We start from the raw sequence: 25,410 nt of genomic DNA on the forward strand, positions 1-25,410 counted from the left end.
GCTGACGCATCTCTTGCCATGATGAACATCATACCCATATTCGCGCCGCCCGGAGGCCGCCTCAGCCAAGCCGCCAGCCGACCTCCTGCGTGAAGCTTTCGTAGAAGGCACGGTCGTAGGCCTGCTCCGGCGTGGCGCGCACGCGCTCGTCGAGGCGCTTGGCGTCCTCGCCGAGGATGCGCCACCGCTCCGCCTTGACGCCATCGAGAATGATCCTCGCCGCCTGCGCGGCCGTCGTCGGCGCATCCTCGAGGAAGCTGCGGGCGCGCTCGGCGAACGCCGCCTGGATGTCCTCGTCCGACATCTTGTCCGCATCCGGCACGCCGGCCGCGACCATGCGCTTGCGGGTCAGCGCCACCTCGTCGGCGTTGAGCCGTTCCGAGCCATCGGCGCTCTGCACCTTGCGCGAATTGGAGACGATCGAGGTGCCGATGTGGCCGGGCATCACCACCGAGCATTTGACGTGCGGCGCGTGCAGGCGAAGGTCGTTGATCAGCGCTTCGGTAAATCCCTTCACGGCGAACTTGGCCGAGCTGTAGGCGGTGTGCGCCTGGTTCATGCCGATCGAGGCCCAGAAGCCGTTGACGCTCGCGGTGTTGACGATGTGGGCCTCGTCGGCCGCGACCAGCATCGGCAGGAAGGTGCGCACGCCGAGATAGACGCCGCCCCAGCAGATGTTGAAGGTGCGCTCCCACTGCTCGCGCGTGTTGGTGAACAGGCTGCCGCCGCCGCCGATGCCGGCATTGTTGAACAGCAGATGGATATTGTCCGTCTTCTGCTGCTCGGCAAGCTCGTCGCGAAAACGCTTCAGATGATCCTCGATCGCGACGTCGGCGACATGCGTCGTGACGCGCAGGCCCTGCGGCAGCTTCTCGGCCTCGCAAAGCCGCTTGGTCTCGGCCATCGCGGCCTCGGAGACGTCGCACATGGCGACATTGCAGCCTTCGGCGACGAGCTGCCGCGCGAGCTCGCGCCCCATTCCCGTGCCGCCGCCGGTGATGACCGCGATCTTTCCAGCAAAATCTTTCATGGGACTTCGGTCCCTCCCCTTGTCGGTATGTTTCTTCGTCACAGCGCCGCTCAGCGGGGCGCGCGCAAAACTGTAGCAGCGCCGCATCCGGAAATGAAAGCGGATCGGCGACGCAATCTTCGGCGTTATTTCGGCGCGCGGATTATCGTGCGCTTCAGTTCGGTCGCCATGCCGTCCAGACATGTGAGGCAGCAGCGTCCGCGGCACATCCTTCGAGACGCCCGCCGTTGGCGGCCCTCAGGATGAGGACCGGAGTGCATTGCGCTAGTTTGACGAGCACCGCTGCCACAGAGCCTCATCCTGGGGAGACCTGCGAAGCGGCCGCCTCGAAGGACGAGGCGCTCGCTCCGTCGTCGCCGGAAAGCACATTCGATCTCGCTGCCGTGATCGGCCCGTGAAACACCGACGGCGCCGCGCCGAGCTTTGCTGTGCTCCCGTATTTGTCCGGCTTCGGGTTAAGAGCATTTCTTTTGCGATCCGAATCATCGGATCGGGAGGACGCTGGGTTGAGTCGGCCATGCCAGCGTGTCGTTTGCGTGCAATAGGCTCTGGCACTCCGCTTGCATCCTCGTCGTGGTCAGAAACAACCGATGAGGTGACAGGAATGTTCGTGACCGTCGTTGCCGTACTTTGCCGGCTTGGCGCAGCCAGCTCAGGCAGTTGCGTCGAGGAAATCGTGACCGACAGCAACATGACGCCCGAGATTTCGATGATGCAGTGCGCGGTCGGCGCACAGGCACCACTCGCGAAATGGATGGGCGAGCATCCGATCTATCACGCCAACTGGCGCCTCGAGCGCTACAAATGCGTGCCGGGTCATTACGAGATCAAGGGCCACGCCTGAAGGCCCCGCAAAACTACTGATCCAAGACTACCAATACGAGGAAACGCCCGGGGGCGCCTTTTCCCTGCGGCTTGCAGCGCCAGCCCCATTTCGGCCGCGCTCTGTGACAACGGTCACACCTTTCCTTCAAGCCACCTCTCGCAAGATGATCGCACGCGCCCGCCGCCCTTCCGGCGTCGGCATCAGCGCGAAGTTGTGCGGTTGCTCCCGCAAAAGATGCAGCTCAACCGGCACGCCGACCGCCCTCGCCTTTTCGGCGAGATCGACGCTGTCGGGATAGAGAAGATCGCGCGTCCCCGCGAAGATCGTCATCGGCGCGAGGGCGCGGAAGCCGCCGTTGAGCGGGCTGACGAAGGGATGGCCGATATCGAGCTCGCCGGCATAGAGGCGTCCCGCCTCGACGATCCCCGGAATGTCCTGGATCGGATCGCGCGCCGCGATCGCGACCTGCTCCGGACGGCTGACCGAGGCATCGGCCGCCGGCGAGATCAGCACCATCCGGCTCGGCTGCCGATGACCGTGATCACGCAGCCACTGACACGCAGCGAGCGCGAGCCCCGCGCCGGCGGAATTGCCAACTACCGTGACCTTTGCAGGCCCGGCGTCCTCGAGCAGCATGCGCAACAGCTCCGCCGTCGCCGGCACGACGTCCTTGGCGGTCGCGCGCGGCGCCAGCGGGTAGATCGGCACGACGCAACACACACGCGCCTTCCGCGTCATCTCGCCGACAAAGCGCCAATGCGCCGGCACGATCTCGTTGATGAACCCGCCGCCATGCAGGAACATGACGTAGTTGCAGCCTTCATGACCCGACGACGGCGCGGTGTAGTAGACCGGCCATCCGCCCATCTTCGTCAGCGTTGCCTCGACGCCGCGGCCGAGCCCCGTCGGCTCGAACGATGCCGGCGCCAATGCGAGCTTCTGTACATGCGCCTGCACCGCCTCGACTGATGCCAGCTGCTTCTTGATCGGCAGCAGCCGCAGCAGCATGTTGAGGGCGCGGCTTTGCAGGCTTGGCGCGGTATCGCGCCGGGCCGGCGGGCCGAACACGCAGCCGCCAGGACAAAACTGCAAGGCCGACACGATCCTGGCAACGCTCATGGCCACATCCCCATCTGGCGCGTTCGCGACGGCGACAAGGAGGCTTGCCGACCCGCCAATATGTTCGGCTATAATGCGAGCATTCACTCGCTTTTCCTACTCGCATTCAGATCACAAGACCGTGGCTCGCAAACCGCCCACAAAACCCCGGAAAAATGCCTCGCAGCAGCGATCCCGCGCCACCGTCGACGCGCTGGTCGAGGCAACTGCTCGCATTCTGGTCAAGGAAGGCTTTGAGAAAGCCAGCACCAACCGCATCGCCGAGACCGCCGGCGTCAGCGTCGGCTCGCTGTATCAATACTTTCCGAGCAAGGAGGCGCTCGTCGCGGCCGTGATCGATCGCCACAACGAGGAAATCATGGCCATCGTTCGCACAGCGCTGACCGAGGTTGCCGACCTGCCGATCGAGAAAGGCGTGCGAAAACTCGTCACCGTCGCGATCGAAGCCCACCGCATCAACCCGAAACTGCATCGCGTCCTCGCCGAGCAGATCCCGCGCACCGGCCAGCTCAAAGACGTCGAAGCCTTCAACCGCGAAGTCCAGACCCTGGTGCGCACCTATCTCGAAAGCCGCCGCAAGGAGATGCGCAAGATGGACCTCGATGTCGCGACCTTCATCTGCGTCAGTACGATCGAGTCGGTCGCGCACAACACGGTGCTGCACGGCGCCGAGATGCTGTCGGAGAAGATGGTGCGGAGTCTGGTGGACGAGACGACGAGGATGGTGGTGGGGTATTTCAGGTAGGAGGCGTCAATCCACAGCACGTGCGCTTTGCCGTGTGCTTGCCATTGCCTCTCCAGCGACACAACAGCGCCGGAAATAGATGATGGTCGCTTACGACAGCAAAACTGCTTCGGGTTCCTTCGATCGACTGGCTGCGTCTGCGCAAGTGATGCCCGCCTTGCCGGCGGACGATCTGGCGGACGGTAGTTGCGTGGCGGTCATCCAACAGGATGGCACAAAACATCCTAACCCGCGGCGGATCGAATTACTTCGGAGCGTCATGCTGTAAATGGATTCCCTACCGTGGACGGGGTTGCAGGCGCCACGCCGACGGTCGATCCACCCGACAGATGCTTTGAAAAAATGGTCGGAGCGAGAGGATTTGAACCTCCGACCCCTAGTCTCCCAGGCGAGCGTTGATCATTGTTTTTACTCGCTGTTTTTGCAAACCCCCGGATTTCTTCCCATTGAATACGCTGCGCTTTTGACCTTGACTGCAAACACCGGCGACACGCATTAGGTAATATTGTAGGGTTGTTCGCGCAATAATATTGCGCAATAATATTGCCCGTTCGGATAACTCCAGAACACAGCACATCGTTTGAGAAGCACGGAAAGCCCGCAGTCGCGCCACTGCGAAGGTATTCTGTTGTCTCTCACGTTCCGCCTCAAATCGCTTCTCGGTATCGAAACCAAGGCCGCGCCCAGCCTCGCTGACGGCGGCGGCTTCTATTTCGATTTGTTCGGCGCGAACCCCACCCTGGCCGGCGTAACGGTCACGCCCCACACCGCCATGACTTGCGCGCCCGTAGCGTGCGCAGTGCGCTCCATCTCCGAGGCGGCCGGCTCGCTCCCCCTTCACGTTTACAAGCGGCTCCCGGACGGCGGCAAGGAGAAGGCCACCGACCATCATCTCTACAAAATCCTTCACGATGCGCCGAATAGCTTCACGCCGGCCGCGCTGTTTCGCACCCAGCTTATGGCGGATGCGCTGCTCCAGCCCTGGGGCGGCTTTGCCCAGGTCGTCCGCGTGGACGGCGACAAGCCCGCTGAACTGATCCGGCTCGACCCCAGGACCGCACCCGTAGCCGTAGACGACGGAGACCTTGAACCGACTTACAAGGTGGACGGCCGCAAGATCGCTAGCGCGGACCTCATCCATCTCCCGACGCCGGCTTACGACCAGCGCAAAGGCCTGGTTGGCGAGGGCAGAGAAATCATCGCGCTGGCGCTTGTGCTTGAGCGCCATGGTTCGCGCCTGTTCGGCAATGGTGCTAGGCCTTCCGGCGTTCTCAGCTTGAAGGGCACCATTACGCCCGACGCGCTTGGCAAGGCCAAGGCCGCGTGGCAGGCCGCTCACAGCGGAAGCAACTCCGGCGGCACCGCAGTCTTGCCGAGCGATGCGTCCTGGCAACCCCTCACGTTCAATTCCGTCGACAGTCAATTTCTGGAGATGCGGACGTATGCCGTGGCGGAGATCGCGCGGCTGTTTCGCGTGCCGCTCCACATGCTGATGCAGGTCGATCGCGCTCAGCCGCGCTCGATTGAATCAATCGGCCAAGAATTCCTCTCGCAGGCTCTTCTGCCCCGGCTGAAGTCATTCGAGCAAGAGCTTGAATTGAAGCTTCTGACGCCGGAAGAGCGCGATCAGTTCACCATCGAATTCAACATCGACGGCTTCGCCCGCGCCGACTTGCTTGCGCGTGCCCAAGCCCTGAGCGCGACGGTGTCGGCGCGCATCCTCAACCCGAATGAAGCTCGCCAGATCGGCTTCGGCTTGCCGGCCTATGAGGGCGGCGACGTGTTCGAAAACTTCAACACTTCGTCCGCGCATGCCGGCGGCAAGCTCAACAGCAACACCAACGATCAAGAGGCTGCCTAATGCTCAGGACCGTTCACCTTCACGGCAGGCTCGGCAAAGAACTTGGTCGATCCCATCGCTTTGACGTTGCGACGGCCGGCGAAGCATTGCGCGCGCTCAAACGTGCTTTCCCTGGCCGCTTCGCCGACTCAATTGAGACCGCCTTTGGGGACGCCGGCTGATGGCTGATCTTTCCTTCACTGCGTTTTTTGGCGACGGCGAGCACACGTTCAAGCTCACGCCGGCCCTGATCCGCGAGCTTGAGACCAGGTGCGGCTCTGGCGTCGGCATGATCAGCAATCGGCTGTTCTCGCGCAACTTCGCCCAAACCGACATCAGCGAAACCATCCGGCTCGCACTGATCGGCGGTGGCACCACACCCAAGCGCGCCCATGAGCTGATCGTTGCCTATGTCGACGGCCGGCCGCTGGCGGAAACCTACGAGCTCGCCGCGAAGATTCTTGAGCGGACGTTGTTCGGCACCCCTCATGGAGAATCAAATGCAAGTTAATCTAACGGCAAACGGCGCTACCACCCCAATCCCTTGGTCGGGCGGAATCGGCGAACGGTTGCTGCCTGGGGCACTTTTGGCGGCGGCACTCTCGCGCTGGAGATGTCCCCTGACAACGGCGCCACATGGATTGCAGTCGATCGCAGTGGTGACACCTACGTCACTTTCACAGAAGACGGCGACGGCGGCTTTCAGCTCGGTCTCTGCCTGCTCCGATTCAACCTCACTGGTGCAACGGCACCCTCAGTGTGGTGCTCGCTGTGAGCGCATTCGGCACTCTAACAGCAAACGGCGTTTCCGAACCAATGCGTTGGGCTGGTGGATCCGGCATGTTCATCTTTTGGGGCACGTTCGGCGGCGGTTCGATGTTCATGCAGTCGTCTGCGGACAACGGTGCGTCTTGGACCGATGACATCGGATGGGGCAGCGCCGCCTTCGAGGAGCGCCGTTTCACGACCGGGTTTTTCCTCCCACCGTGTTTGCTGCGGGCCAAATTGGTGGCTGCGAAAACGTCCGCTTCTGTGTCGTTCAAGATCGTTCGACAATCTAACGGCTCTGCGTCGTTCAGGGTCGCTCGCACAACGAGGGGCTGAGAGCGATGGATAGACTTGAAATCAAGGCAACGCTGAGTGTCAGCGATGAAGGTGAAATCACCGGCATTGCGTGGCCGTTCAATGCCGGCCCGGACAGCTACGGCGACCTGATCCAGAAAGGCGCCTTCAACATCGCTGTGACCGATATGCCGATCCTCTTCAATCACGACCCCAGCGACCTCATTGGCACCTGGACGGAAGTGAAAGAGACGGACGAAGGCCTGATGGTCAAAGGCAAGCTGCACATGGACCGGCCGCGCGCCCGTTCTGTGCTCGCTATGATCCGGGGCCAACTCGCCAGCGGTCTCAGCATCGGCTTCCGCACCAAGGCCGCCATCAAGCAAGGCACCCGACGCCTCATCACCGCGCTCGACGTGTTCGAGACGTCGATTGTGCGAAACCCCGCCCATCCTCGCGCCCGGGTAACCGGCGCCAAATCCGACGACGCGGCGCGTGCCGTGGCCGATCTCATCAAGCGTTTCACGGCGACGCTGAAATCCTAATAGGAGCTATGGAACACCCAATGAAGAACGTCACTGCCCTGGAATTCAAGGACACCGGCGAAGCCGATGATCCGATTGCTTCAGTCGCAAAGGAACTGGCGGACCTGAAGGCAACCCTCGAAACGAAGGCGGCAAACGATAACGCCAAGCTTACCGAGCGCCTGGACCGTATCGAGGCCAAGGTCAATCGTCCCGCTAATCGGGCGGCAAACGACAATGAGCCCAAGATCGAAACCAAGGCTTTCGAATCGTTCCTTCGCGGCGGCGCCGACAAGATGGACGATCTCGAAAAGAAGTCGCTGGTCGTCAGCAATAACACCGCAATCGCGCCGCCGGAATTCGGCAACGAGATCCTGAAGCTCCTGCGCCAGTTTTCACCCATCCGCCAGTATGCCAACGTCCGCACCATCGGCGCCGGTCAAGTGAAGTATCCCCGGCGCACCGGCAGCCCGGCCGCTGTGATCGTCGGCGAAACCGACGACCGCACCGGGAGCGAACCTTCCTATGAGCAGATCGGCATCACCCCGTATGAGTATGCGACCTATACGGACATTTCGAACTGGCTCCTGGAAGACAACGCCTACGGCCTCGAAGGCGAGTTGCACGAAGAATTCGGCGAGAGCTTCGGCATTGCCGAGGGCGCCCATTTCGTGAAGGGCAACGGCACCACCCAGCCGATGGGCCTGCTCAACGCGACCAGCATCGCCACCGTGATCACGGGCAACGCCTCCAACTTCCCGTCATCCAATCCGGCTGACGTGCTGATCGGCATGTTCCACAAGCTTCCGGGTGTGCATGCCCAGAATGGCGTGTGGCTCATGAACCGCAACACGCTGGGCGCCATTCGCACCTGGAAAGACGGCATGGGCCGTTACCTCGTGCTCGATCCGATCTCGGAAGGTGCACCGACAACGTTGCTGGGCCGGCCGATCGTTGAAGCGGTCGACATGCCCGACATCGCCGCCAACGCTATCCCGGTGATGTTCGGCGACCTCAAGGGTTACCGCATCGTCGATCGCGTCGGCATTTCGATCCTTCGCGACCCCTACACGCTGGCGACGAAGGGCCAAGTCCGCTTCCACGCGCGCAAGCGCGTCGGTGCCGACGTGACCCATCCGGATCGCTTCGTGAAGCTCAAGGTCTCCGCGACCTAAAGGACAAGAAAATGCGGCTCGCAGCGAATACCTTTGCCCTCCAGCTCGGCGACAAGTCTTTCGACTTGAAGCCGTCGCTGCGAGCCGCATTCATCCTATACGAACGTTACGACGGCTTCCATAATCTCTCGCGCCACCTTGCCGATGGAAGCCTGACCGCCGCCCTCGATATCATCAGCGCCACCATCGTCGACGCCAAGGCCTGGGGCCAATACGCTCTGCCAGTCAATGGTGCCGTCGTGCGCGACCTCATGACCGCGACCGGCGATCTGATCGAATTCGTCATGTTGCTCGCCGGTGCCGACGACAAGTCCAGCGGCAAGGCCGATACAGGCAAGCCAATTCCGTTCGATGAATACTTCACCCAGCTTTTCCAGATCGGCACCGGCTGGCTGGGCTGGACGCCTGATGACACCTGGGAAGCGACAGCTGCCGAGATCATCAACGCGCAGAAGGGCCGCATGGAAATGCTCAAGGCCCTGTTCGGCAGCAAGGAACAACCCGCCGACGTAGCCGACGTGTCTAGCATCAGGGATGACCTCAACGCGATCGGCGATCTCACCAACCATGTGAGGCCGCGCTGATGGCCTGGAAACCGCGCCGCGTATGTCGCTGCGGCAAGATCATTGCGGCAACCGATCTTTGTGAATGCCAGATCAGGCGCAAGGCTGAGGCCGACCAGCGCAGACCGAACGCCACCGATCGCGGCTATGACAGCAAATGGCGCCGCGAGAGCAAGGAATTTCTAACCCTTCCGCAGAACCGCTTCTGTGCATGCGGCTGCGGTCGCACTGCCGATTGTGTTGACCACAAGATCCCTCATCGCTGCGACATGAAGCTGTTTTGGGACCGGAACAACTGGCAGCCGCTGGCAAGCTCGCCTTGCCATGCCAGCCGCAAACAACGCACGGAGCGCGGGCAATGAGCGACAAGGCCCTTTGGCGCGCCGTGATCCAGCAAGCGATCACGGATGCAACTCAACCGCTCTCGACTAAGCGGCGAGCCGTTCGCCTCGACCAGATGCGCACCCGCGAATGGCTCACCACCCCGAATAGCGACTTTGAGGACGTTTGCAGCCTCGCAGAGCTGGACCCGATCAAGGTGCGTAAGCACGTGCTGCCCCTGATCGCAGAGGCAACGAAAAACGATCAGCCGATGCCTGAACGCACGCCGCAGCGTCGCGTCCGCATCTCAGCGAGGCACACCCCGGGGGTGGCTCAAAACATCTCAAACGACCGCCGCGACCGGTGCCCCCGGGTCGCGCAAGAGAGCGCCTAATTGGAGTTTTTTCGACCATGCCTGCTATCACTCTCGCCCAAGCCAAGGCCCACCTAAACGTCACCCTCCACGCCGACGACGCGCTGCTTACCGACAAGCTGGCGGCGGCGAAGGCCTGGGTTGGCGCCTATACGGCCTCGAATGTGGACGCGGACGGCACACCGGCGCCCGTGAATGAAGCCGTGCTGCAAATGACAGCGCACCTCTACCAGAACCGGGAAGCGAGCTTGGTTGGCGTCACCGCCCAGGAATTGCCGTTCGGCTTCCTGGATTTGCTGGCACCTTACCGCGCTTTTTGCTTCTGAAATGGCCGTTTCCGACCCATCTCTCACCGTCCAAAAGGCCATCCGAGCGCGCCTAATCGCGAGCCCGGAACTGATGGCGTTGGTCCAGGCTGACCACGTTCTAGACGCTAACGGACGTCCGGAGATCATGCCGGCCGTCTACATCGGCGAGGGCCAGACCATCTTCCGGCGCTGGGACGCTACCACGCACGCCACGCTGCACGTCTGGTTCGCTGAGCCGGGCTTGGTCCAGTGCAAAGAGGCGGTCTCCGCCATTGTTGCGGCGCTGCGGATCGACGTCCAGGCAAATGGCGTGCTGTTGATCGACGCCTTCACCGTCCATGACATGCAGGCCACGCAAACGCGCTACCTCCGAGATCCTCACGGCCCGTTCAGTCACGGCATCGTCTCGGTCGCCGCGATCGTCAAGGCGAGTGCGGCATGAGGGCCGGCAATCTCGACCGCATCATTGAAATCCAGCGCCGCACCACCGGCCTGGATCTCTACGGCACTCCCGTAGAGACATGGAGCACGTTCGCCACGATGCGGGCGCAACTGCTCAAGAATGCCACCGACGACCGGGAAGGCGGGCGCGGGCACACCACCGACGCGGTGTTGACCTTCCGTATGTATTACTCCGCCGGCTTCAGCCTCAATGACCGGCTGCTCTATGAGGGGCAGCAACACGAGATCACCGGCATCACGGAGATCGGGCGCCGCGTTGGGATGGAAGTCACCTGCCAGAGGGTGGGACCGTGACGGACACTATTCACGCGTCAATTTTGAATCTTTTCTCGCCGGTCAATTTCAGCTTTGGCGGCATCGCGATACCCTCGGATTTCTTCTACGACAGCGCGCACACTGGCATTGTATTCCTTACGGTCGCCTGCCCCTCTGGTGCTCGGATCGGGAAAATGGCCCTGCCACGTCACCACAGCGTTATTTACTTGAAAGATACGCTGCCACGCCGTCTGCGAAACACCAGAAAATTCTTGAGGCAGGTTGCCGGAAAAACTCACGAGTTTCCCGCGACGCTGAACCTCAGTCAGGGCGTTCAAATGCGAAACATCGTCGTCGGGGAGCGACTGGAAAGGTTCGAGCAAGTTGTCATACCAAAGCACCAAGTCCTTGAGACCGTGCAACTCTCTTTCAGCCTGCAACTTGGCAAACTTCGCCTGATTTTGCTCAGCTTTTGCTTGGGCTTGTTCGGCTTGGGCAGCAGCGTCTTTAGCCAATCTGATTTGCTCGTTCGTTGCCATCAACACCATATAGCCAGCGAAAATAGTTCCCGCCGCGCCGATCAACGCGCCAAGGAAGCCCGGATCGACTTCTGGTTTCGCAAAGACAAAGGTCTTGGAAATCCAGGTCGTCAACCAAATCAATCCGACCAGAACGATAAAAAGGATGAGCAAAGAAAGCATTTTTTGCCTCATCCTTTCACATTGCCCCCCGCTCTCCGATTCGTCGAGAGGGTTGCGGCATGAAGGGACGAAAACCACAGCTTGCCGCCAGCTCCAACGCAATCACCGAGGCCAAGCCGCCCTCCTGGTTGAGCAAGCACGCGAAGGCCGAATGGCGCCGCGTTATGCCGGAGCTTGCCAAGCGCCGCATTCTCACGCCGGCCGATCTGGGCTGCCTGGAGAGCTACTGCATCGCGATCGGCCGCATCCGCGAGCTGGAGATCCTCCTACGCGCCGGCATCGATCCCAAACTTTGCCGGATGCAAGACAAGGCGATGGTCACGGCCCGCCAGCTTGCCGCTGAGCTGGGACTTACCCCGGTTTCGCGCTCACGACCGGCCGTGCGCGATAATGACAACGAAGGCGACGATGACAATCCGCTCGCCCTCTAAGGATAGCTATCCGCACTGGATTTATGACAACTCGCCCATTCCCGACCCGCTGGGTTGCGGAGCGCGCGCGGTCGAATTCTTGCGGCGCCTGAAGCATCCCAAGTCGACGCTGCCCCGGCGGCAATTCCAGCTCGACCCCTGGCAGGAACGTATCGTGCGCGCGATCTATGGGCCGCGCGATGAAGCCGGCAACCGCATCGTGTCGACGGTCGTGATCCTGGTCCCGCGCGGCAACCGCAAGACTTCGCTTTCGGCTGCCCTGGCGCTGTTGCACACCATCGGCCCGGAACGCGCGTCCGGCGGCGAAGTGATCTTTGCGGCCTGCGACCGAAAGCAAGCGGGTATCGCCTTCAAAGAGGCCCGTGGGGTTGTCCAGGCGGATAAGCGTCTGGTCAATGCGACCAGGGTTTATGACGCGCACAACAGCGCAAAGAAGATCGCCTATCCGGACGATGGGACCGAGCTAGAGGTTATCTCCTCCGACGCGCCGTCGAAAGAGGGCATGACGCCATCGTTCGTTCTCGCCGACGAACTGCACGTGTGGCGCGGAACAGATCTTTGGAAGGTGCTGACAAACGGCCTGGACAAGATCGACAACAGCTTGCTTGTGGTCGCGACCACCGCCGGCCGTGGGCAAGACAACGTAGCGCATGAGGTAATCGAGCGCGCTCGCAAGATCGCCCGGGGCGAGATCGTCGACCCGACATGGCTGCCTGTGCTGTTCGAGTCGCCGGCTGACGTTGACTATACCAGCGAGGACGCTTGGCGCCGGGTGAACCCAGGCAGCGCCCACGGGTATCCGTCGATCGCCGGCTTCCGGAGGCACGTGGCCCGGGCCAAGGACAGCCCGACCGAGCGCGACAGCCTCTTGCAATACAAGCTCAACGTCTGGCTTGACCACTCGACCTCGCCCTTTGTCGACATGGCGACCTATGACCAGGGCGCCACACCTGTCGACTATGAGGCCTTGCGCAGCGCGCCGTGCTGGGTTGGCGTCGACATGAGCAAGACCACCGACCTTTCGGCCGTGGTCGCATGCTTCCGAGACGACGACACCTACACCGTGTTGCCGCACTTCTTTTGCCCTGAGGCCGATATCCGCAAGCGCGGCGACCTGGACGGTGTCAACTACGCCTCATGGGCAAGGGACGGCTTCATTACGGCCACGCCCGGCAACGTCATCGATAACGCCGCCGTCGCGGACTACATCCGATCACTCGCGGAGCGTTTCCAGGTCCAGGAGATCGGTTTTGACGTGGCGTTCGCCCAAGGCGTCATGGCTCCCCTGGTCGACGAAGGTTACCCGGTCGTCGCTATTCGCCAAGGCTGGGTGACGCAATCGCCGGCCCTCAACGTCCTGGAGCGCGCGATCATCAGCGGCAACTTCCGCCATGGGGGCCATCCCGTGTTGCGGTGGAACTTCGCCAATGTCGCAATCCACAAGGACGCGAACGACAACCGGATCATTCACAAGAGCAAGTCGACCGATCGCATTGACGGCGCGGCGGCGACTTGGATGGCCGTGTCGCGCGCGGCGGCCGGCGAAAGCACGCGCTCGCTTTACGATCTCCCCAACGCTGTTGAACTTCTTTCGTGGTGACGCATGGCCGATAACGACGATCTCGACGCATACCTAGAGGCGTTGCGGGACAAGATCACCGAGCAATTGGGCGACGTTCTGCGCGAGCAGGCCTTCCGCCTTTCCGATGCACAGCGCGCCGCGTTGCGATCACTTGAGCAATCGCCCGAGACCGGCGCGCTCGAAGCGTCCTGCACCGTGGCCCAGGGCAAGAGCGAACTTGAATACCTAGTGCAGGCCGGCGGTGACATGACGACGAAGGAAGTCCGCGAGGGCAGCGCCGAGCCCTATGACTACGCGCTCGGTTTTGAATTCGGGACAAGCCACCAGCCCGCGCGCTCATTCTTCTACTCCACCTACAACGCCATGCGCGACGACATGCAGCAGGCGATCGACGAAGCTGTAAACGAGGTTCTAAATGACTGACACTTCCCGCGAGATCACCTGGGCCGGCGGCACCCATAAATTCGACCTGGGGCATCCCTGGGTCCGGCGCGTCATGAGCTATCGAGGCCCGGTGCCCGCTGCCCTGATGGTGCGGTTGGAAGCCCGCACCTACAGCGCAGAGGAAATTGAGCGCTTGATCGAACTAGGTTTGATCGGCGGGGGCATGCCCGAGCGCGACGTTGATGCGCTGCTCGATGCGCATGTGCGCGGGAAACCTCTGGCGCCGAACGTCATGCTCGCGAGCGCCGTTCTGTCCGCACTGTTTGTGGGTGCCGACAATGGCTAGTCTCACGATCCCGGTTAGGCTCAACCTCGACCAGTTGAAGGAACAGCTGCGGCAAACGTCGTCGCTCACTGGCAACGCTATGCGCCAGATCGCGAAGCAGTTCCTGGACATGAACAAAGACCTCGCCAAGGACGCGATCTTTGCGACCATGGCGCGCGGCGCCGTTGATCTCGCCGGCAAGGTCGCGCTCGCGGTTGGCGCCTACAAGCTCATGACGGCGGCGATCAGCGGCGCCCACGAGCAGATGCAACAGATGATCGATATCGCCGACAAGGCCCAAAGCCTTGGCATCTCGCCCGCATTCTTGCAGGCCTTTACCAGCGAAGCGAGCAAGCTGAAGGTTGAGGCCGGCGAGCTCGAATCCGCCCTGGATCACGCCTTCCAGGCGACTAAGGACCGCTCGCCGATCGACGTTGGCGAGTGGAGCGTCGGCGAGGAAAAGATCACCGCCGTTGAAAAGGCCTTGCGCGTCTACAATGAGACGCTCGTGAAGGATGCCGGCCAACAGCTTCAAGGTCTGGTCCTGTTCCGGGATGCTCAGACGCAAGAGGAAAAGATCAAGGCCGTGCTCGCGGCCATGATCCAGCTCGACCAGATCGGCCAGCATGCCGCCAGCCTGGACCTTGGCGAACGCATGTTTGGCACCCAGATCGTCGACCGCATGCGACAGGGTAAAACCAGCGCCGAAAGCATGTTGCAGACGATCAAAGATGCCAGCGCGAATGCAGACGGCATTTTCAGCAACGCCTTGGTTGAGCGCGCGAAAGAAGTCGACGACCAGCTCAAGCTTGCCCATCAACGTCTCTCGACCGCCCTGAAGCCGTCCTGGGATGACCTCGCCAGCGTTATGATGGATATCAAGAGCGCCTGGGCCGACGTGATCGGCGACATCGCCAAGGCCGTGGAGCTATCAAACAAGATTCCGCGCATCCCCGGCATGCCTGCCAGCTCGACCGACCTGGAGACCAAGCGGGACGCGCTCGCCCAGGTTCAGGCCCGATTGAACGGGACCGGTAGCGGTCTCTTTGGCAGCGTCAACCTTCCGCCTTTGTCGATCCCCGGCATCGGGCAGGTTTACGCCGGCACGACGGCGGACCTGGAGGCCCACCGCGACCGCCTGCAAAAGGAGATCGCCGCGTTGACGGCCGGTCAGGATCAGTCTGGCCCGACCGCGCCCAGCCAGACGCGCGGCACCGGCCCTGCGCCGACGAAGATCACCGCCGGCAGCGTGGACAAGCTCGGCAGCGCCGCTGACAGCGTTGAGAAGCGCATTGCCGCGTTGCAGGCGGAGGCAGCCGGCCTCGACCTGACCACCGCCGCACGCGAGCGCGCCAAGGTGGCCGCTCAACTCGAAACGGTGGCCATGCAGGCCAATGCCGCCGCTGGGAAGGGCGAAGGCGTGGTTACGGCTGAGCAGCGCGCGCGGATCGACGAAGTCGCTACCGCCTACGAACAAGCTGCCCAAGCCATCGAAAAGGCGACTGTCGCTCAGTCGATCCGGCGCGGCGGGCAGACGGCTTTGCTAGATCCCCAGGACGTGCAGATTGCCGAACAGCTTAGGGGCCTTTATCCCGACGTTGCAACCGCGCTCAATAGCGTGGAAGCATCGGCCATGCGGACCAATGAGGCCATGCGGTCGATCGGCAGCACCATGAGCAGCAGCCTCACGACCGGCCTTGCGGACATCCTGGACGGCACCAAGAGCGTGTCGGCGGGCTTTGCCGATATGGCAAGGTCGATCGTCCGCGCGCTCGAAGAGGCCATGATCAAAATGCTGATCGTGCAGCCGATCATGCGGACCCTATCCGGCGGTCTTGGCTTTGCCGATGGCGGGCTGGTCGGCGGCGCCGCACCGGTTGCTAAGGCGGACGGCGGCTACATCAGCGGACCAGGGACCGGAACGTCCGACAGCATCCCGGCGCGGCTCAGCAATGGCGAATTCGTGGTGCGCGCCTCCGCCGTGGCGAAGCACCGCGCCGTGCTGGAGGCGATCAACGCCGACAAAATCCCAACATTCGCCGATGGCGGGCTTGTCGGCAGTGCCGGCAGCACCGGGGCGCCCATGATCGCACCATCGAATGTCATCGCGCCGCAAATCGCCGTCACCGTCCAGGGCACCCCCGGCATGTCGGACCAGGACCATCAGCGCACCGGGGAGAACATCGCTCGGTCTCTGGAGCATCACGTTCGCACCATGATCGCCCAGGAGCTACGGACCCAAATGCGGCCCGGCGGCGTGCTGCGCTGACAAACCAGGCGAAGGTCCGTTCGCGAACGCTATAGAGCACCCGAAAAACGAAAACCCCCGCCGGCGAGCGAGGGTTTTCAAAGGAGTGTCCAGTTAGTCGGAGTCACCACTGACCGGACGGTCCAGACCGAAGGTTCCAAGGCCCATGTCTGAACGATCTAATTATAGCACTTCACCTCACGTTCTCGCAGTCGATTTCAGAGAAAGTTTGAACGCGACGAACGCGCCCATCCACGAAGTCGTCAGGACCTTCATTCCCGACTACGCCGCTATGATCCGCGAGCACGATGCGGAGAAGAAAAAGCGGCGTGCGCGCAACCGGCAGCGGCGGCACCGCGCGCGACCGCGCGAAACGAGTATCGCCAAGCTTGCGAGCACACTTCGCAAAGCGACAGACAAGCCGCGCGGCAACAAACAGCTCGAGCAATTCCGGCATCGTGTGGGGGAGCTTGCGAGCTTCCGCTTTCTCTCTCGGATCATCATTGCGCGGCACGGCCCCATGTCCGACGCCAATCTCGCACGGCATCTTGGCGACGGCTTCACTCGAAAGAAGGCGTGGCAGTTGCGCCAAATCGTTGCTGACCTCGAAGCTGAAGGCGGGCCGTGGCACTCGATCTAGCCTGCAATTTCGGAATTTCGGCCGTAACGCTCGTAGAAAAGCGCAGTGACTTGAAGGGCTTGCAACGGCAGGGTGGAACGCAATTTTAGGGAGGGTGGAACAGATTCAAAGCGTTCTGTTCCACCCTGTTTTCACAAACCCTATAAAACAAGGGGTTTTCGAAAACTCGACCTGTCACGCTTGCTAGAAGTGGTTAGTATTTTGGTTGTTTAGGATAGTGGGGAGCGTTAGCTCCCCTATTCTTAGGAAGCGTGACAGCGAAACTCGCGGTCTCCCTCGCTCCGCTCGGTCGCTTCGCTCCCGGGGGCTGCCGCCCCCGAACCCCCGCCGGCCTGCGGCCGGCTCTTGAACTTATCTCCGGAGATGGGACGCTTCCGGCTAGGAGAACCTTCCGGTCTTGACGGGACTGCCTCCGGCCATGCTCGCCGCCTGCGGCGGCTCACTACGGGCCATGGGCGCAACGGAGGCGTTCCGATCCAGCGCTATGATCTCAATACCAATTCGCTTGCGAGCCCGAGTCGATCTCGTGCATGTGGTGCATCGATTCCTTTAGAAGGCGATCCATATCACCTTCGGGATGGCGCATGGCGAGCCCAACTTTTTCGGCAGCCATATCGCAAAGGTGGCGAGCCCGAAGAGAAAGGAGCGCAAGGAAGCTAAGTATCTTTTGGTCGAGTTCGTCGTTCTCGACAAAGTCGCTAGCATCGGCAATGTAACGTTCGGCTCTAGTCTTAGTTACCTCCAGCTTGATCGCACGCTCCGTGATGCGGGGGCCTAGGCGCGCAGCCGCGGAGTGGATTGCTGACGGGAAGTCGATGCCATAGACAGTTTCGTCAGCGCCTGCATGGCCGCCACTCGATATGTAAAGGGAGAGATCTATCTTCTTCTTATCGCAGTCGAGAGCAAATTTTAGGAGTAGTGGCACCAACTCCGCAGCGGCAGCTCGCTCATCGTCCTCCGTCTTCTTTTGAAATTGTTTTCGAGTCTCGGCCGTTCCCCAGCGGGCGGATAAGAATGAAGCGAGAATGGTAACCGCAAATCCCACGATCTGTGGGAGAGGTATGCTCCAAACTGTCGCAGCGGTTACTGGTTCTGTCATCAAGAACTCGTTGTAAGCGGGCACTGACCGCAAAATAAAAATCAATTCATCAACCCATTGATACGATTCACCCGGTTGTGTCAGCAATAGCTTATTTTTCTCTTTTAGCGAATTTCGGCGCCTTGCCCGGGACACGCAAATAGCGCATCTCCATTCCCGTGCATCACAAACATAGGCCGACAGATGACCACCGACCTAGGGACGTTCATTCCGACCTCGACCTACAACGATCTCGTCACCGCGCTGACTGATATCGATCACCGCAACCCTTTTAGCGAGGGCAGCCGGGCCGCCCGCGACTGGCGCGAGAACGAGATCAAGCTTGTGCTCGGCACGACTGGAGATATCTGGCCGCTTGAGATCCGGGGCGACCTGATCATTGACGCGCTCGAAGGTGGACAAACTGTCGCACTAACAAATCCGCGAGATCCCATATCGCCCTGACTACAGGCTCAACGCGAAAGGCACTCACAGTCGGGGCCGTTCGCTCCTCCATGTCGATACCAGCCGGCGCACCCCGCCGGCTGGTTTCTTCTCAGGGGATCATTCCGACTGATGACATGGAGAGTAATGAGATGCCTACCGTAGTGCTTCCCGAGGTCACCATTGTTAATGCCGCGGAGCGCGTCGTCGCCATCGGTCTAAAAGTATGGGACCAAGAATGCAAAGTAATGATCGAAAGCGACGACGCCATGCGCTTCGTCGAACGTGTCCGAGGCCTACGGAAGCGATCGATGGTGCGGCTAACCTATTTGGACACCCACGATGACGACGTGAAGGCTTATGTCGAGGTTAAGCACTCGAGCAGTGGTTACATCTTTTGCGTCGACCTCATCCGCGCTGAGATCGCGGGCAACGAGGTGATTGGGGACAAAGCGCAGCGATCAATGCTTCTCTCTGATGAGCAGATGTTCGAGTTCCTCGCTGATCTCGAATTCGCCGGAGGAGTAACGGCGGCGTCGGTATCGACCGCAAGCTTTAATGCCAAGACGACCAAGCCATTGCGTGCCGCGACTGCGTCGGACCGATCGGAAACGCTCAAACAATCGGTGGAATTGTTCCGCAGCAACTGATCTCCAGCCCTTGCCCAAAATCGTCCCTCGCGCTTAGATTGCGCGGGGGATTTTTCATGACCGTTGAACCGCAAGCGCTTGTTACCTGGCCGTGCCTCGACTACATCATGCGCGTATCCGAAGTTAACGATTTCGCTTCATTTTTTTTTGGAGTGATTGAAGCAAGAGGCGCGATTGCTGCCAGCATGACTGAGCAGAGCGCGGAACTCTTTGCAATTGAGGCAGAAAAATATGCTCCGGACTCAATCTCACTTGAGAGACAGATGGTGCAAGAAATTCTGCTCTCGCGGATAGTCGAGTCATTCAATCACTATGTTTCGGCGATACTGAGCGAAGTATTCCTCAGAAGGCCCGAGATGTTGTCCGCTGAAGGCCAAATCAAGGTCGCCAAGATTTTGGAACTACGCACATTCGATGAAATAGTGCGTCACTTGGTAGACAAGAAACTACACGAGCTTTCTTACTCATCGCTCTCTGATGTGCGAGCGTTCATAAAAGAGCGCACCAAGATCGATTTGTATCGGTCCGAAGATCAGTTCAAGCTCGTGCAACTCGCATCAGAGGTGCGCAACTTGATCGCTCATAACGATTGCAAGATAAATGACGTATTTCTGCGGAGAACCGGCGCCACAACCGCAGACCTGCCGCTACGTGAATCTGGCAAATACATCATAAGAGATGACTGGCTCCATAGTGTCATCGACTGTTTGGGCGAGATCGTGTTTTCTTTTGACAACGCGGTTGCTGGAAAGTTCGACCTCGATCGCAGAAATCGCTTCGGCATCTTTTCTATCCGTCATTAGGCGCGTATTCCCGCGAGAAAGACAGCGCATCCCAACGATCGGCCGCTATATCTACCGTAGATCGGTGATAGGGAACGGCACACGTGCACAAGCGGTGTTTAACAAAGCAGGAGGCAGCCCAATATTGCGGCTGCAATACCCTCGCCGCGTTTGACCGCTGGGTTCAGAAGGGACTTATCCCCAGGGCAATGCCCGGGACCAACCGCTGGGACCTCAAGGCCCTTGACGCCGCCCTGGACCGGGCATCCGGCCTTGTGACAGAATCTGCTGCCGAACTGACCCCCTACCAGCGTTGGAAAGCTGAGAATGCGCGCAAGACCGAAGCCGCTTAAGCTCAAGGGCATCAACCGCGTTCCCAAACGACAGGCTGATGGCACGGTCAAGGTCTACTACTACCACCGCGCCACCGGCATTCGCCTAGATCCCGACCGCCTCGCTGAGACCTACGCGGAAGCAGCGAAGCGCACTCGCCGGAAGAGCGAAAAGACGCTCATCGATCTCATTCGCCTGTTCGATACGTCCAGCACCTATGCCGCGCTCAGTGAGGAGTCGCGCAAGCAGTATCCTTGGAAGCTCAAGCGCATTGAACAGAAGTGGGGCACTGTCCCGGAGGACACGTTCAACAACGCCGACGACGCCGACGCATTCGCGGCGGACGCTCTCGCGTGGCACCAAGAGCTAGGCAAGACCTCGCGGCGATCGGCCGATAACCTCATGTCTGCGCTTTGCCGCGTGCTTTCGTTCGCGAAAGAGCAGCGCCGAATCAAACACCACCCGATCCCAACCTTCCATCGACTCTACAAGAGTGACCGGGCCGATAAGACGTGGTCGGAGGAGCTACAGCAGCGATTCATCAACACCGCACGGCCTGCAATGGCGACAGCCATGATCCTGGTCCGAAACACGGCAATGCGTGCCAGCGACGTGCGCAAATTTGCCTGGACTCGCTACGATGGGCAGCACGTCCAAATCCGATCCAGCAAGACCGGAAAGATGCTTTGGATCCCAGCAACGCGAGAGCTTAAGGTGCACCTCGACGCCCTGCGCCGCGCCGGCGCGCTGGTCATTCTGACGCCGACCGGGAAGGCTTACACCAAGCGTTATTTCAACGATCACTGGCGGGAAGACTCGGACGCAGTCGGAGCCGGCGACCTGAACTTCCATGACAACCGTGGCACGGCTGCCACGTTGCTTGCTGAGGCTGGCGCTACGGCGCCGGAGATCGCTGAGGCGCTGACTTGGACCGTCGACAAGGCCCAGCGCGTCATCGACGCCTATTTGGCCCGACGTGGCGTTCTAGCAGCGAATGCCATCAAAAAACTTGAAGACTACAGGGATAGAAGCACGGAGACCGGGAGCTAAAGGCGCCACGGCAGCAGCAGCCGAATAGTGTCCAGCTTCGCGAAGTCAGTTTTGTCTTTTATCTTCGGCCTCCCATTCCTTAATGAAATCGAACCGGTCGAGTCCGATTAGCATGGGAGCAGCATCCGATTGCTCCGGGTCGATGATGAAATAATAGCTCTGCGGTGGAGCATCGTCGCATCTGACTATTATGCGCCCGCGGTGCCAACTTCGCGCGACGAAGGTGGTTTTTGCGTCCGTCTGCTCTGCGGCCGGCCCCCAGCGCCACTGAATTCTTCCGTCAATCTCGAATGGTGTGAGAACCGCAACGGTGAGCGATTGACCTTCCACAAACTCTTCAATCCGTGGAAGTTCAATTAGGGGACGTGACGTCCATTCACCACGCCCGATCCCCCGCGCATAATAGCGGTGATCGATGAACAACCGGCACCTTTTGCCAGCGCGGACAAATCTAGCTTCAAACCGCGGATTTAGAACTGGTGGCGAGAGTGATCCACCGTAGAAGTGAACATCTTTCAAATAAGACGCGCTTTGCTGTTTGTTCGTCGGCTCCTCGGTTTGGGTGTCAGGCTGCTTAGGTTTTGCCGCCCGTAACCCGAGGCCAAACGCCATCGCGCCAATAGCTACGATCCCGACTACCGCCCACAATCCTATAAACCACCAGGAATCCACGCCGCGCTCACCCCAAGAAACTCGCCCACTTTGTCGAACGATACCGAATATCCCGGCAGCAAGCATGCTGAGTGTAAGCGCGGGCAAGATGTTGTCACTCGTAGCGAAGTTGGTCGCCGCATTGACCAACAGATTTACGAGCCACATGCCGAATCCCATTGCTGCTTCCGCTAGGATGTCCGAGAACGGGAAAAGAACGAAAATTGCAAACTAATTGCAAACGGGCGGTGGTTGCAAACCGACCGCCCGAAGATAATGCTGAAATGGTTGGATAATTTGGTCGGAGCGAGAGGATTTGAACCTCCGACCCCTAGTCTCCCAGACGAAGGCGATACAATAACGAAGCGTAACGAGACTGAACGATCAAGTAAGCTGTAAACACCTTATTGAACTAGCTAATTTTGATCCGTCGTGGCATGTTACGAACGCGGGGTAACAGCCACTAACGGGCATGAGACGTTACCCTCCAGCACCTTGGGGTAACGGTATGGGCAAGACTAGGGCGCTATCCCACCTGGCGATCGAACAGCTTAAGCCCCGCGCGGTCCGTTATGAGAGGTCCGACGGCGGCGCCGCCGGCCTATTTCTGGTCGTCCACCCATCCGGCGTGAAGTCTTGGGTCTTCCGCTTCCGGTCCCCCGTGGAGCGCGCCGCCGGCCAACGCGCACCCAAGAAACTGACACTCGGGCCGCTCGCGCACACGCCCTCCCCGGCCAAGCCGCAGATCGGCCATCCTCTAACCCCCAGCCAAGCCCGAATGCTGGCCACGGCCGCCGCGGAGGACGTGCGGCGAGGGATCGACCCCACCCATGTCCGGCGCCAGGAAAAGGCCGAAGCCAAGCGCGAGGCCGTCCGCGACAATACGATCGACGCGGCCATGATCGAGTTTTTGAAGCGCTACAAAGGCCGCAAGCGCCAAGGGCTGCGGGAATCGACCCGCCTGCTCACAGCCCACTATTTCGGCCTGAAGCCGGATCCTGAGACCCCCGGGGAATGGAAAAAGACCGGGAACGGCGTGCTCGAAAAATGGTCCGGCCGCATTCTGACCTCCATTACGAAACACGAGGCAATCGTGTTGCTCGACGCTTTGGTCGATTCCGGTCGCGGCGTGACGGCGAATCGGACCTTGACCACCCTCAAGACCTTCTTCGATTGGTGCGTCGACCGTGACATGCGGGAAGCCTCTCCCGTCGCTTCGCTTGACGCCTTCGCCCGTGAAACCGAACGAGAGCGCAAGCTCTCCGCCGCCGAGCTGGTTGCCGCCTGGAAGGTCGCCGATCGTGAAGGCTACCCCTTCGGCCGGCTCGTGCAATCCTTGATCCTGCTTGGACAACGGCGCGACGAGTTGCGAGAGCTGCCACGGTCCGAACTGGACCTGCACGGGACACCTATCGTGCTCGACGACGGCAGCCGTTGGAATGAGCCGCTGTGGACGACCCCGAAAGAGCGAACGAAGAACGGTCGTGAACATCTTGTGCCGCTCAGCCCGCAGGCTGTGGCGCTGTTGAAGTCGCTTCCCACTATCAAGGGAAAAGGACTCTTATTCACGACAACCGGTGAAACGCCCGTCAGCGGCCTGTCCAAAGCGAAGAAGCGTTTCGATGAAGCCATGCTAGCCGAGCTGCGCAAGGGTGATCCGAACGCGCAATTGGAGCCATGGACGCTGCACGACCTGCGCCGGACGTTCTATACCGGCCTGCAGGCGCTTGGGTTCTCCATCGAGATCGCCGAGGCATGTGTGAATCACTCATCGGGCGCGATCCGCGGCGTTGCCAGAGTATACGCTCGGCACAAATACCTCCGCGAAAAGATGCAGGCTTTCACCGCGTGGGCGCGATACGTCGATGACCTGGTGAATAATCGTCCTGCCAGCAACGTGTTTCCGTTCCAGAGGGAGCAGGCATGACCAAAAACGGGTACAAGACCGCTCTCTTCGTGGCCGGTAAACGTATGGGCGCTGTCGAAAGAGCGCTTCGTCTCGCTAATCATGACGTCACAATCCCCGCCCCTGCCGACGATTTCTTCGGTTCTATTGTCAAAGCCATCCAAGCGTTCAACGGTGCAAAACTGCGAACGGCGTGCGCGGATGGCGGTCCAACTGCGGACCTAATTTTGTATCTGCTGTCGGAACGTCCCCTAAGCAGCGGGGACCGACGCTCTCTGGCGCACTTGCTTGCCGGCGAACTCAATTCTGCCGGCCGCCCTCGTGACAAAGTGGCAGACGTTCGTGCTTACGTTGAGTTGCTCGATGAAGCGAAGCGTAAATTTCCGGGCAAGGCCGCTGCAGAGCGCGCGGCGAAATGGGCCGCACGGGATCCGCGCGCTCGCAATAAGTCGCCCTCAACTATTGAGCGCGACTTGGATCGAAAGCGTTCCTATTGGACTGTCTGATCCACCGGTAGAAATTCCGCTTTCTTTTCGCCGCTAGATGGGGCGCGTCGCTTCGTGATGTTCTGTGCGAACAAGGCAGGACAACACGTCAAATGACAATCACCAGTGATCACGATCCACTCATCCCCACTTCGCAGCTCCGCGCCCGCTATGGCGGCGTGAGTCACATGTGGGTCGAGCGCCGTCTCAAAGACGATCCCGACTTCCCTCGCCCGCTCTACATCGCGAAGCGTCGCTTTTGGCGTCTCGGTGAACTCGCCGCATGGGAGCGCGACGTCGCAGCCCGCCGCCAGCCCGTTGCTGCCTGACGTTGACAATCAACATTCGATGCGAACGAGCAACATTCCCCGCGCGACGCCACCGCTTAAGCCACTCCTAGATCACTCTACCGAGACCAAGACATGCCGCTAAGAATCGTCGAACCGAACCTCGAGAATGTGAAACCGGAGTTGCACGGTTTGTACGTCAAGGATGCGACGTCGGGGCACTATCATCTCGAACTCTCAGACCTGAAAACCTACGTTGAAACACACGTATCTCCGGTCGAAAATGAGCTTAAGCTTGCTCGCGAGAATGAGCGAAGATTAGCGCTTAGCGCAGCGCTGCGAAATGCAAACGTGTTGCAGGATGTCGACGACCTACTAGTTCAACGTTTCGAACATCGGATCGCACTCGACAGTGAAAACGGACAGCGGGTCATCTCGATCCTGGCTGAGGACGGGACGTTCTTGACCGGAAAGGACTCGAGCGGACGCGCCACGATCGACGACCTTGTCAAAGAGATCACTGCGAAGTTTCCCTCGATGTTCAATGGAGGCGGGACGCCCCTGACGGACATCGAGGACCCATCCAGGACGCCCAGCAAATCCGATTTCAAATCGGAGAAAGAGCGGGCTGCTTGGGTCGAGAAACATGGCCTCGCAGCATATCAAGCGCTTCCGACAGTCGCGGCCAAGCAGTCGATCGCGCGGAAATCAGATTTCAGAACCGAGAAAGATCGCGCCGCTTTCGTCAATACAAAGGGGCTCTCCGCCTACAACGCGCTGCCCGACTGATACCCGGGCAGGCGAATATTGGGCCACTACTGACTTTGACG

Annotated in this window: 32 protein-coding genes; 26 read left to right on the forward strand and 6 right to left on the reverse strand. The window is 60.4% G+C overall.

The window, feature by feature from the left end; genetic code table 11:
* Positions 1-61: 61 nt before the first annotated feature.
* Entirely contained in the window at positions 62-1,030 is a 969-nt protein-coding gene (locus ABIG06_RS33350; RefSeq protein ID WP_424578489.1) for an SDR family NAD(P)-dependent oxidoreductase, read from the reverse strand.
* 604 nt (positions 1,031-1,634) lie between these two features.
* Between ABIG06_RS33350 and ABIG06_RS33355 the strand changes: the two genes are divergently transcribed.
* Complete coding sequence (locus ABIG06_RS33355; protein WP_028178804.1) at positions 1,635-1,874, forward strand: hypothetical protein; 240 nt, start codon at positions 1,635-1,637, stop codon at positions 1,872-1,874.
* A 126-nt stretch (positions 1,875-2,000) separates the two neighbouring features.
* On the opposite strand, the gene ABIG06_RS33360 is transcribed toward ABIG06_RS33355, so the two are convergent.
* Positions 2,001-2,975 (reverse strand): alpha/beta fold hydrolase, encoded by a 975-nt coding sequence (locus ABIG06_RS33360; RefSeq protein WP_124158007.1) that lies wholly within the window; start codon positions 2,973-2,975, stop codon positions 2,001-2,003.
* Between ABIG06_RS33360 and ABIG06_RS33365 the strand changes: the two genes are divergently transcribed.
* From ABIG06_RS33365 to ABIG06_RS33375, 3 genes are all read left to right on the forward strand, one after another.
* Positions 2,974-3,720, forward strand: coding sequence for a TetR/AcrR family transcriptional regulator (locus tag ABIG06_RS33365; RefSeq protein ID WP_370140120.1), 747 nt, complete (start codon positions 2,974-2,976; stop codon positions 3,718-3,720). The two genes, ABIG06_RS33360 and ABIG06_RS33365, sit on opposite strands and share 2 nt — an antisense overlap.
* A gap of 628 nt (positions 3,721-4,348) precedes the next feature.
* Entirely contained in the window at positions 4,349-5,581 is a 1,233-nt protein-coding gene (locus ABIG06_RS33370; RefSeq protein WP_370140121.1) for a phage portal protein, read from the forward strand.
* A 160-nt stretch (positions 5,582-5,741) separates the two neighbouring features.
* Positions 5,742-6,071 (forward strand): gene transfer agent family protein, encoded by a 330-nt coding sequence (locus ABIG06_RS33375; protein ID WP_370140122.1) that lies wholly within the window; start codon positions 5,742-5,744, stop codon positions 6,069-6,071.
* A gap of 223 nt (positions 6,072-6,294) precedes the next feature.
* On the opposite strand, the gene ABIG06_RS33380 is transcribed toward ABIG06_RS33375, so the two are convergent.
* Entirely contained in the window at positions 6,295-6,603 is a 309-nt protein-coding gene (locus ABIG06_RS33380) for a hypothetical protein (protein ID WP_424578490.1), read from the reverse strand.
* A 66-nt stretch (positions 6,604-6,669) separates the two neighbouring features.
* On the opposite strand from ABIG06_RS33380, the gene ABIG06_RS33385 reads away from it, so the two are divergent.
* The 8 genes from ABIG06_RS33385 to ABIG06_RS33420 are packed head-to-tail and all read left to right on the forward strand — an operon-like array spanning position 6,670 to position 10,642.
* Positions 6,670-7,167 (forward strand): HK97 family phage prohead protease, encoded by a 498-nt coding sequence (locus ABIG06_RS33385; RefSeq protein WP_370140124.1) that lies wholly within the window; start codon positions 6,670-6,672, stop codon positions 7,165-7,167.
* Between the two features lie 20 nt (positions 7,168-7,187).
* Positions 7,188-8,321, forward strand: coding sequence for a phage major capsid protein (locus ABIG06_RS33390; protein ID WP_370140125.1), 1,134 nt, complete (start codon positions 7,188-7,190; stop codon positions 8,319-8,321).
* Between the two features lie 11 nt (positions 8,322-8,332).
* On the forward strand, positions 8,333-8,905 hold the full coding sequence (locus tag ABIG06_RS33395) for a hypothetical protein (protein ID WP_370140126.1): 573 nt from the start codon (positions 8,333-8,335) through the stop codon (positions 8,903-8,905).
* Positions 8,905-9,246 (forward strand): HNH endonuclease, encoded by a 342-nt coding sequence (locus ABIG06_RS33400; protein WP_370140127.1) that lies wholly within the window; start codon positions 8,905-8,907, stop codon positions 9,244-9,246. The genes ABIG06_RS33395 and ABIG06_RS33400 overlap by 1 nt, the downstream gene beginning before the upstream one ends.
* Positions 9,243-9,599, forward strand: a complete 357-nt coding sequence (locus ABIG06_RS33405) for a hypothetical protein (RefSeq protein WP_370140128.1) — start codon at positions 9,243-9,245, stop codon at positions 9,597-9,599. The genes ABIG06_RS33400 and ABIG06_RS33405 overlap by 4 nt, the downstream gene beginning before the upstream one ends.
* Positions 9,600-9,616: 17 nt before the next feature.
* A complete protein-coding gene (locus ABIG06_RS33410) occupies positions 9,617-9,904 on the forward strand; it encodes a head-tail connector protein (RefSeq protein ID WP_370140129.1) in 288 nt (95 codons plus the stop codon).
* 1 nt (position 9,905) lies between these two features.
* The gene (locus ABIG06_RS33415) at positions 9,906-10,328 is read left to right on the forward strand and encodes a DUF3168 domain-containing protein (RefSeq protein ID WP_370140130.1); all 423 of its coding nucleotides are present in this window, start codon (positions 9,906-9,908) and stop codon (positions 10,326-10,328) included.
* Positions 10,325-10,642 (forward strand): head-tail adaptor protein, encoded by a 318-nt coding sequence (locus ABIG06_RS33420; RefSeq protein ID WP_370140131.1) that lies wholly within the window; start codon positions 10,325-10,327, stop codon positions 10,640-10,642. Before ABIG06_RS33415 ends, ABIG06_RS33420 begins: the two co-directional genes overlap by 4 nt.
* A gap of 17 nt (positions 10,643-10,659) precedes the next feature.
* Here the strand turns inward: ABIG06_RS33420 and ABIG06_RS33425 are convergent, their stop codons facing one another.
* On the reverse strand, positions 10,660-11,304 hold the full coding sequence (locus tag ABIG06_RS33425; RefSeq protein ID WP_370140132.1) for a hypothetical protein: 645 nt from the start codon (positions 11,302-11,304) through the stop codon (positions 10,660-10,662).
* 164 nt (positions 11,305-11,468) lie between these two features.
* Between ABIG06_RS33425 and ABIG06_RS33430 the strand changes: the two genes are divergently transcribed.
* The 6 genes from ABIG06_RS33430 (at position 11,469) to ABIG06_RS33455 (ending at position 16,914) form a co-directional block, all read left to right on the forward strand.
* Positions 11,469-11,735, forward strand: a complete 267-nt coding sequence (locus ABIG06_RS33430) for a P27 family phage terminase small subunit (protein ID WP_370140133.1) — start codon at positions 11,469-11,471, stop codon at positions 11,733-11,735.
* A complete protein-coding gene (locus ABIG06_RS33435; protein ID WP_370140134.1) occupies positions 11,713-13,335 on the forward strand; it encodes a terminase large subunit in 1,623 nt (540 codons plus the stop codon). The genes ABIG06_RS33430 and ABIG06_RS33435 overlap by 23 nt, the downstream gene beginning before the upstream one ends.
* A 3-nt stretch (positions 13,336-13,338) precedes the next feature.
* Entirely contained in the window at positions 13,339-13,740 is a 402-nt protein-coding gene (locus tag ABIG06_RS33440; protein ID WP_370140135.1) for a hypothetical protein, read from the forward strand.
* On the forward strand, positions 13,733-14,047 hold the full coding sequence (locus ABIG06_RS33445; protein WP_370140136.1) for a gene transfer agent family protein: 315 nt from the start codon (positions 13,733-13,735) through the stop codon (positions 14,045-14,047). The genes ABIG06_RS33440 and ABIG06_RS33445 overlap by 8 nt, the downstream gene beginning before the upstream one ends.
* Positions 14,040-16,295 (forward strand): hypothetical protein, encoded by a 2,256-nt coding sequence (locus tag ABIG06_RS33450; protein ID WP_424578491.1) that lies wholly within the window; start codon positions 14,040-14,042, stop codon positions 16,293-16,295. The genes ABIG06_RS33445 and ABIG06_RS33450 overlap by 8 nt, the downstream gene beginning before the upstream one ends.
* A 208-nt stretch (positions 16,296-16,503) precedes the next feature.
* Entirely contained in the window at positions 16,504-16,914 is a 411-nt protein-coding gene (locus tag ABIG06_RS33455; protein ID WP_370140138.1) for a hypothetical protein, read from the forward strand.
* A gap of 490 nt (positions 16,915-17,404) precedes the next feature.
* Here ABIG06_RS33455 and ABIG06_RS33460 read toward each other — a convergent pair whose 3' ends face one another.
* Complete coding sequence (locus ABIG06_RS33460) at positions 17,405-18,148, reverse strand: hypothetical protein (protein ID WP_370140139.1); 744 nt, start codon at positions 18,146-18,148, stop codon at positions 17,405-17,407.
* 48 nt (positions 18,149-18,196) lie between these two features.
* Between ABIG06_RS33460 and ABIG06_RS33465 the strand changes: the two genes are divergently transcribed.
* The 4 genes from ABIG06_RS33465 to ABIG06_RS33480 all read left to right on the forward strand — a co-directional run bounded on the left by ABIG06_RS33465 (position 18,197) and on the right by ABIG06_RS33480 (position 21,251).
* The gene (locus ABIG06_RS33465; protein ID WP_370140140.1) at positions 18,197-18,457 is read left to right on the forward strand and encodes a hypothetical protein; all 261 of its coding nucleotides are present in this window, start codon (positions 18,197-18,199) and stop codon (positions 18,455-18,457) included.
* A 131-nt stretch (positions 18,458-18,588) separates the two neighbouring features.
* Positions 18,589-19,086: a hypothetical protein gene (locus tag ABIG06_RS33470; RefSeq protein WP_370140141.1), complete on the forward strand. Its 498-nt coding sequence runs from the start codon at positions 18,589-18,591 to the stop codon at positions 19,084-19,086.
* 56 nt (positions 19,087-19,142) lie between these two features.
* Positions 19,143-19,889 (forward strand): hypothetical protein, encoded by a 747-nt coding sequence (locus ABIG06_RS33475; RefSeq protein WP_370140142.1) that lies wholly within the window; start codon positions 19,143-19,145, stop codon positions 19,887-19,889.
* A gap of 306 nt (positions 19,890-20,195) precedes the next feature.
* On the forward strand, positions 20,196-21,251 hold the full coding sequence (locus tag ABIG06_RS33480; RefSeq protein ID WP_370140143.1) for a tyrosine-type recombinase/integrase: 1,056 nt from the start codon (positions 20,196-20,198) through the stop codon (positions 21,249-21,251).
* 45 nt (positions 21,252-21,296) lie between these two features.
* Here ABIG06_RS33480 and ABIG06_RS33485 read toward each other — a convergent pair whose 3' ends face one another.
* A complete protein-coding gene (locus ABIG06_RS33485; protein WP_370140144.1) occupies positions 21,297-22,082 on the reverse strand; it encodes a hypothetical protein in 786 nt (261 codons plus the stop codon).
* A gap of 328 nt (positions 22,083-22,410) precedes the next feature.
* Between ABIG06_RS33485 and ABIG06_RS33490 the strand changes: the two genes are divergently transcribed.
* From ABIG06_RS33490 to ABIG06_RS33505, 4 genes are all read left to right on the forward strand, one after another.
* Positions 22,411-23,829: a tyrosine-type recombinase/integrase gene (locus ABIG06_RS33490; protein WP_424578492.1), complete on the forward strand. Its 1,419-nt coding sequence runs from the start codon at positions 22,411-22,413 to the stop codon at positions 23,827-23,829.
* On the forward strand, positions 23,826-24,314 hold the full coding sequence (locus tag ABIG06_RS33495; protein WP_424578493.1) for a hypothetical protein: 489 nt from the start codon (positions 23,826-23,828) through the stop codon (positions 24,312-24,314). Before ABIG06_RS33490 ends, ABIG06_RS33495 begins: the two co-directional genes overlap by 4 nt.
* 92 nt (positions 24,315-24,406) lie before the next feature.
* On the forward strand, positions 24,407-24,622 hold the full coding sequence (locus ABIG06_RS33500; RefSeq protein WP_424578494.1) for a hypothetical protein: 216 nt from the start codon (positions 24,407-24,409) through the stop codon (positions 24,620-24,622).
* A 93-nt stretch (positions 24,623-24,715) separates the two neighbouring features.
* A complete protein-coding gene (locus tag ABIG06_RS33505) occupies positions 24,716-25,369 on the forward strand; it encodes a hypothetical protein (protein WP_424578495.1) in 654 nt (217 codons plus the stop codon).
* Positions 25,370-25,410 lie beyond the last annotated feature (41 nt).

Source organism: Bradyrhizobium sp. USDA 326 (assembly GCF_049739485.1).
In the GTDB taxonomy this organism is placed as follows: Bacteria; Pseudomonadota; Alphaproteobacteria; order Rhizobiales; family Xanthobacteraceae; genus Bradyrhizobium.

Bases quoted from the DNA above. Each gene is read 5' to 3' on its own strand.
- ABIG06_RS33425 (WP_370140132.1), bottom strand. From the start codon at position 11,304: ATGCTTTCTTTGCTCATCCTTTTTATCGTTCTGGTCGGATTGATTTGG.
- ABIG06_RS33430 (WP_370140133.1), top strand. From the start codon at position 11,469: ATGCCGGAGCTTGCCAAGCGCCGCATTCTCACGCCGGCCGATCTGGGC.
- ABIG06_RS33490 (WP_424578492.1), top strand. From the start codon at position 22,411: ATGGGCAAGACTAGGGCGCTATCCCACCTGGCGATCGAACAGCTTAAG.
- ABIG06_RS33360 (WP_124158007.1), bottom strand. From the start codon at position 2,975: ATGAGCGTTGCCAGGATCGTGTCGGCCTTGCAGTTTTGTCCTGGCGGC.
- ABIG06_RS33450 (WP_424578491.1), top strand. From the start codon at position 14,040: ATGGCTAGTCTCACGATCCCGGTTAGGCTCAACCTCGACCAGTTGAAG.
- ABIG06_RS33480 (WP_370140143.1), top strand. From the start codon at position 20,196: ATGCGCGCAAGACCGAAGCCGCTTAAGCTCAAGGGCATCAACCGCGTT.
- ABIG06_RS33495 (WP_424578493.1), top strand. From the start codon at position 23,826: ATGACCAAAAACGGGTACAAGACCGCTCTCTTCGTGGCCGGTAAACGT.
- ABIG06_RS33415 (WP_370140130.1), top strand. From the start codon at position 9,906: ATGGCCGTTTCCGACCCATCTCTCACCGTCCAAAAGGCCATCCGAGCG.
- ABIG06_RS33435 (WP_370140134.1), top strand. From the start codon at position 11,713: ATGACAATCCGCTCGCCCTCTAAGGATAGCTATCCGCACTGGATTTAT.
- ABIG06_RS33355 (WP_028178804.1), top strand. From the start codon at position 1,635: ATGTTCGTGACCGTCGTTGCCGTACTTTGCCGGCTTGGCGCAGCCAGC.
- ABIG06_RS33500 (WP_424578494.1), top strand. From the start codon at position 24,407: ATGACAATCACCAGTGATCACGATCCACTCATCCCCACTTCGCAGCTC.
- ABIG06_RS33440 (WP_370140135.1), top strand. From the start codon at position 13,339: ATGGCCGATAACGACGATCTCGACGCATACCTAGAGGCGTTGCGGGAC.
- ABIG06_RS33420 (WP_370140131.1), top strand. From the start codon at position 10,325: ATGAGGGCCGGCAATCTCGACCGCATCATTGAAATCCAGCGCCGCACC.
- ABIG06_RS33375 (WP_370140122.1), top strand. From the start codon at position 5,742: ATGGCTGATCTTTCCTTCACTGCGTTTTTTGGCGACGGCGAGCACACG.
- ABIG06_RS33475 (WP_370140142.1), top strand. From the start codon at position 19,143: ATGACCGTTGAACCGCAAGCGCTTGTTACCTGGCCGTGCCTCGACTAC.
- ABIG06_RS33385 (WP_370140124.1), top strand. From the start codon at position 6,670: ATGGATAGACTTGAAATCAAGGCAACGCTGAGTGTCAGCGATGAAGGT.
- ABIG06_RS33405 (WP_370140128.1), top strand. From the start codon at position 9,243: ATGAGCGACAAGGCCCTTTGGCGCGCCGTGATCCAGCAAGCGATCACG.
- ABIG06_RS33390 (WP_370140125.1), top strand. From the start codon at position 7,188: ATGAAGAACGTCACTGCCCTGGAATTCAAGGACACCGGCGAAGCCGAT.
- ABIG06_RS33350 (WP_424578489.1), bottom strand. From the start codon at position 1,030: ATGAAAGATTTTGCTGGAAAGATCGCGGTCATCACCGGCGGCGGCACG.
- ABIG06_RS33410 (WP_370140129.1), top strand. From the start codon at position 9,617: ATGCCTGCTATCACTCTCGCCCAAGCCAAGGCCCACCTAAACGTCACC.
- ABIG06_RS33395 (WP_370140126.1), top strand. From the start codon at position 8,333: ATGCGGCTCGCAGCGAATACCTTTGCCCTCCAGCTCGGCGACAAGTCT.
- ABIG06_RS33365 (WP_370140120.1), top strand. From the start codon at position 2,974: ATGGCCACATCCCCATCTGGCGCGTTCGCGACGGCGACAAGGAGGCTT.
- ABIG06_RS33470 (WP_370140141.1), top strand. From the start codon at position 18,589: ATGCCTACCGTAGTGCTTCCCGAGGTCACCATTGTTAATGCCGCGGAG.
- ABIG06_RS33505 (WP_424578495.1), top strand. From the start codon at position 24,716: ATGCCGCTAAGAATCGTCGAACCGAACCTCGAGAATGTGAAACCGGAG.
- ABIG06_RS33465 (WP_370140140.1), top strand. From the start codon at position 18,197: ATGACCACCGACCTAGGGACGTTCATTCCGACCTCGACCTACAACGAT.
- ABIG06_RS33445 (WP_370140136.1), top strand. From the start codon at position 13,733: ATGACTGACACTTCCCGCGAGATCACCTGGGCCGGCGGCACCCATAAA.
- ABIG06_RS33485 (WP_370140144.1), bottom strand. From the start codon at position 22,082: ATGGGATTCGGCATGTGGCTCGTAAATCTGTTGGTCAATGCGGCGACC.
- ABIG06_RS33400 (WP_370140127.1), top strand. From the start codon at position 8,905: ATGGCCTGGAAACCGCGCCGCGTATGTCGCTGCGGCAAGATCATTGCG.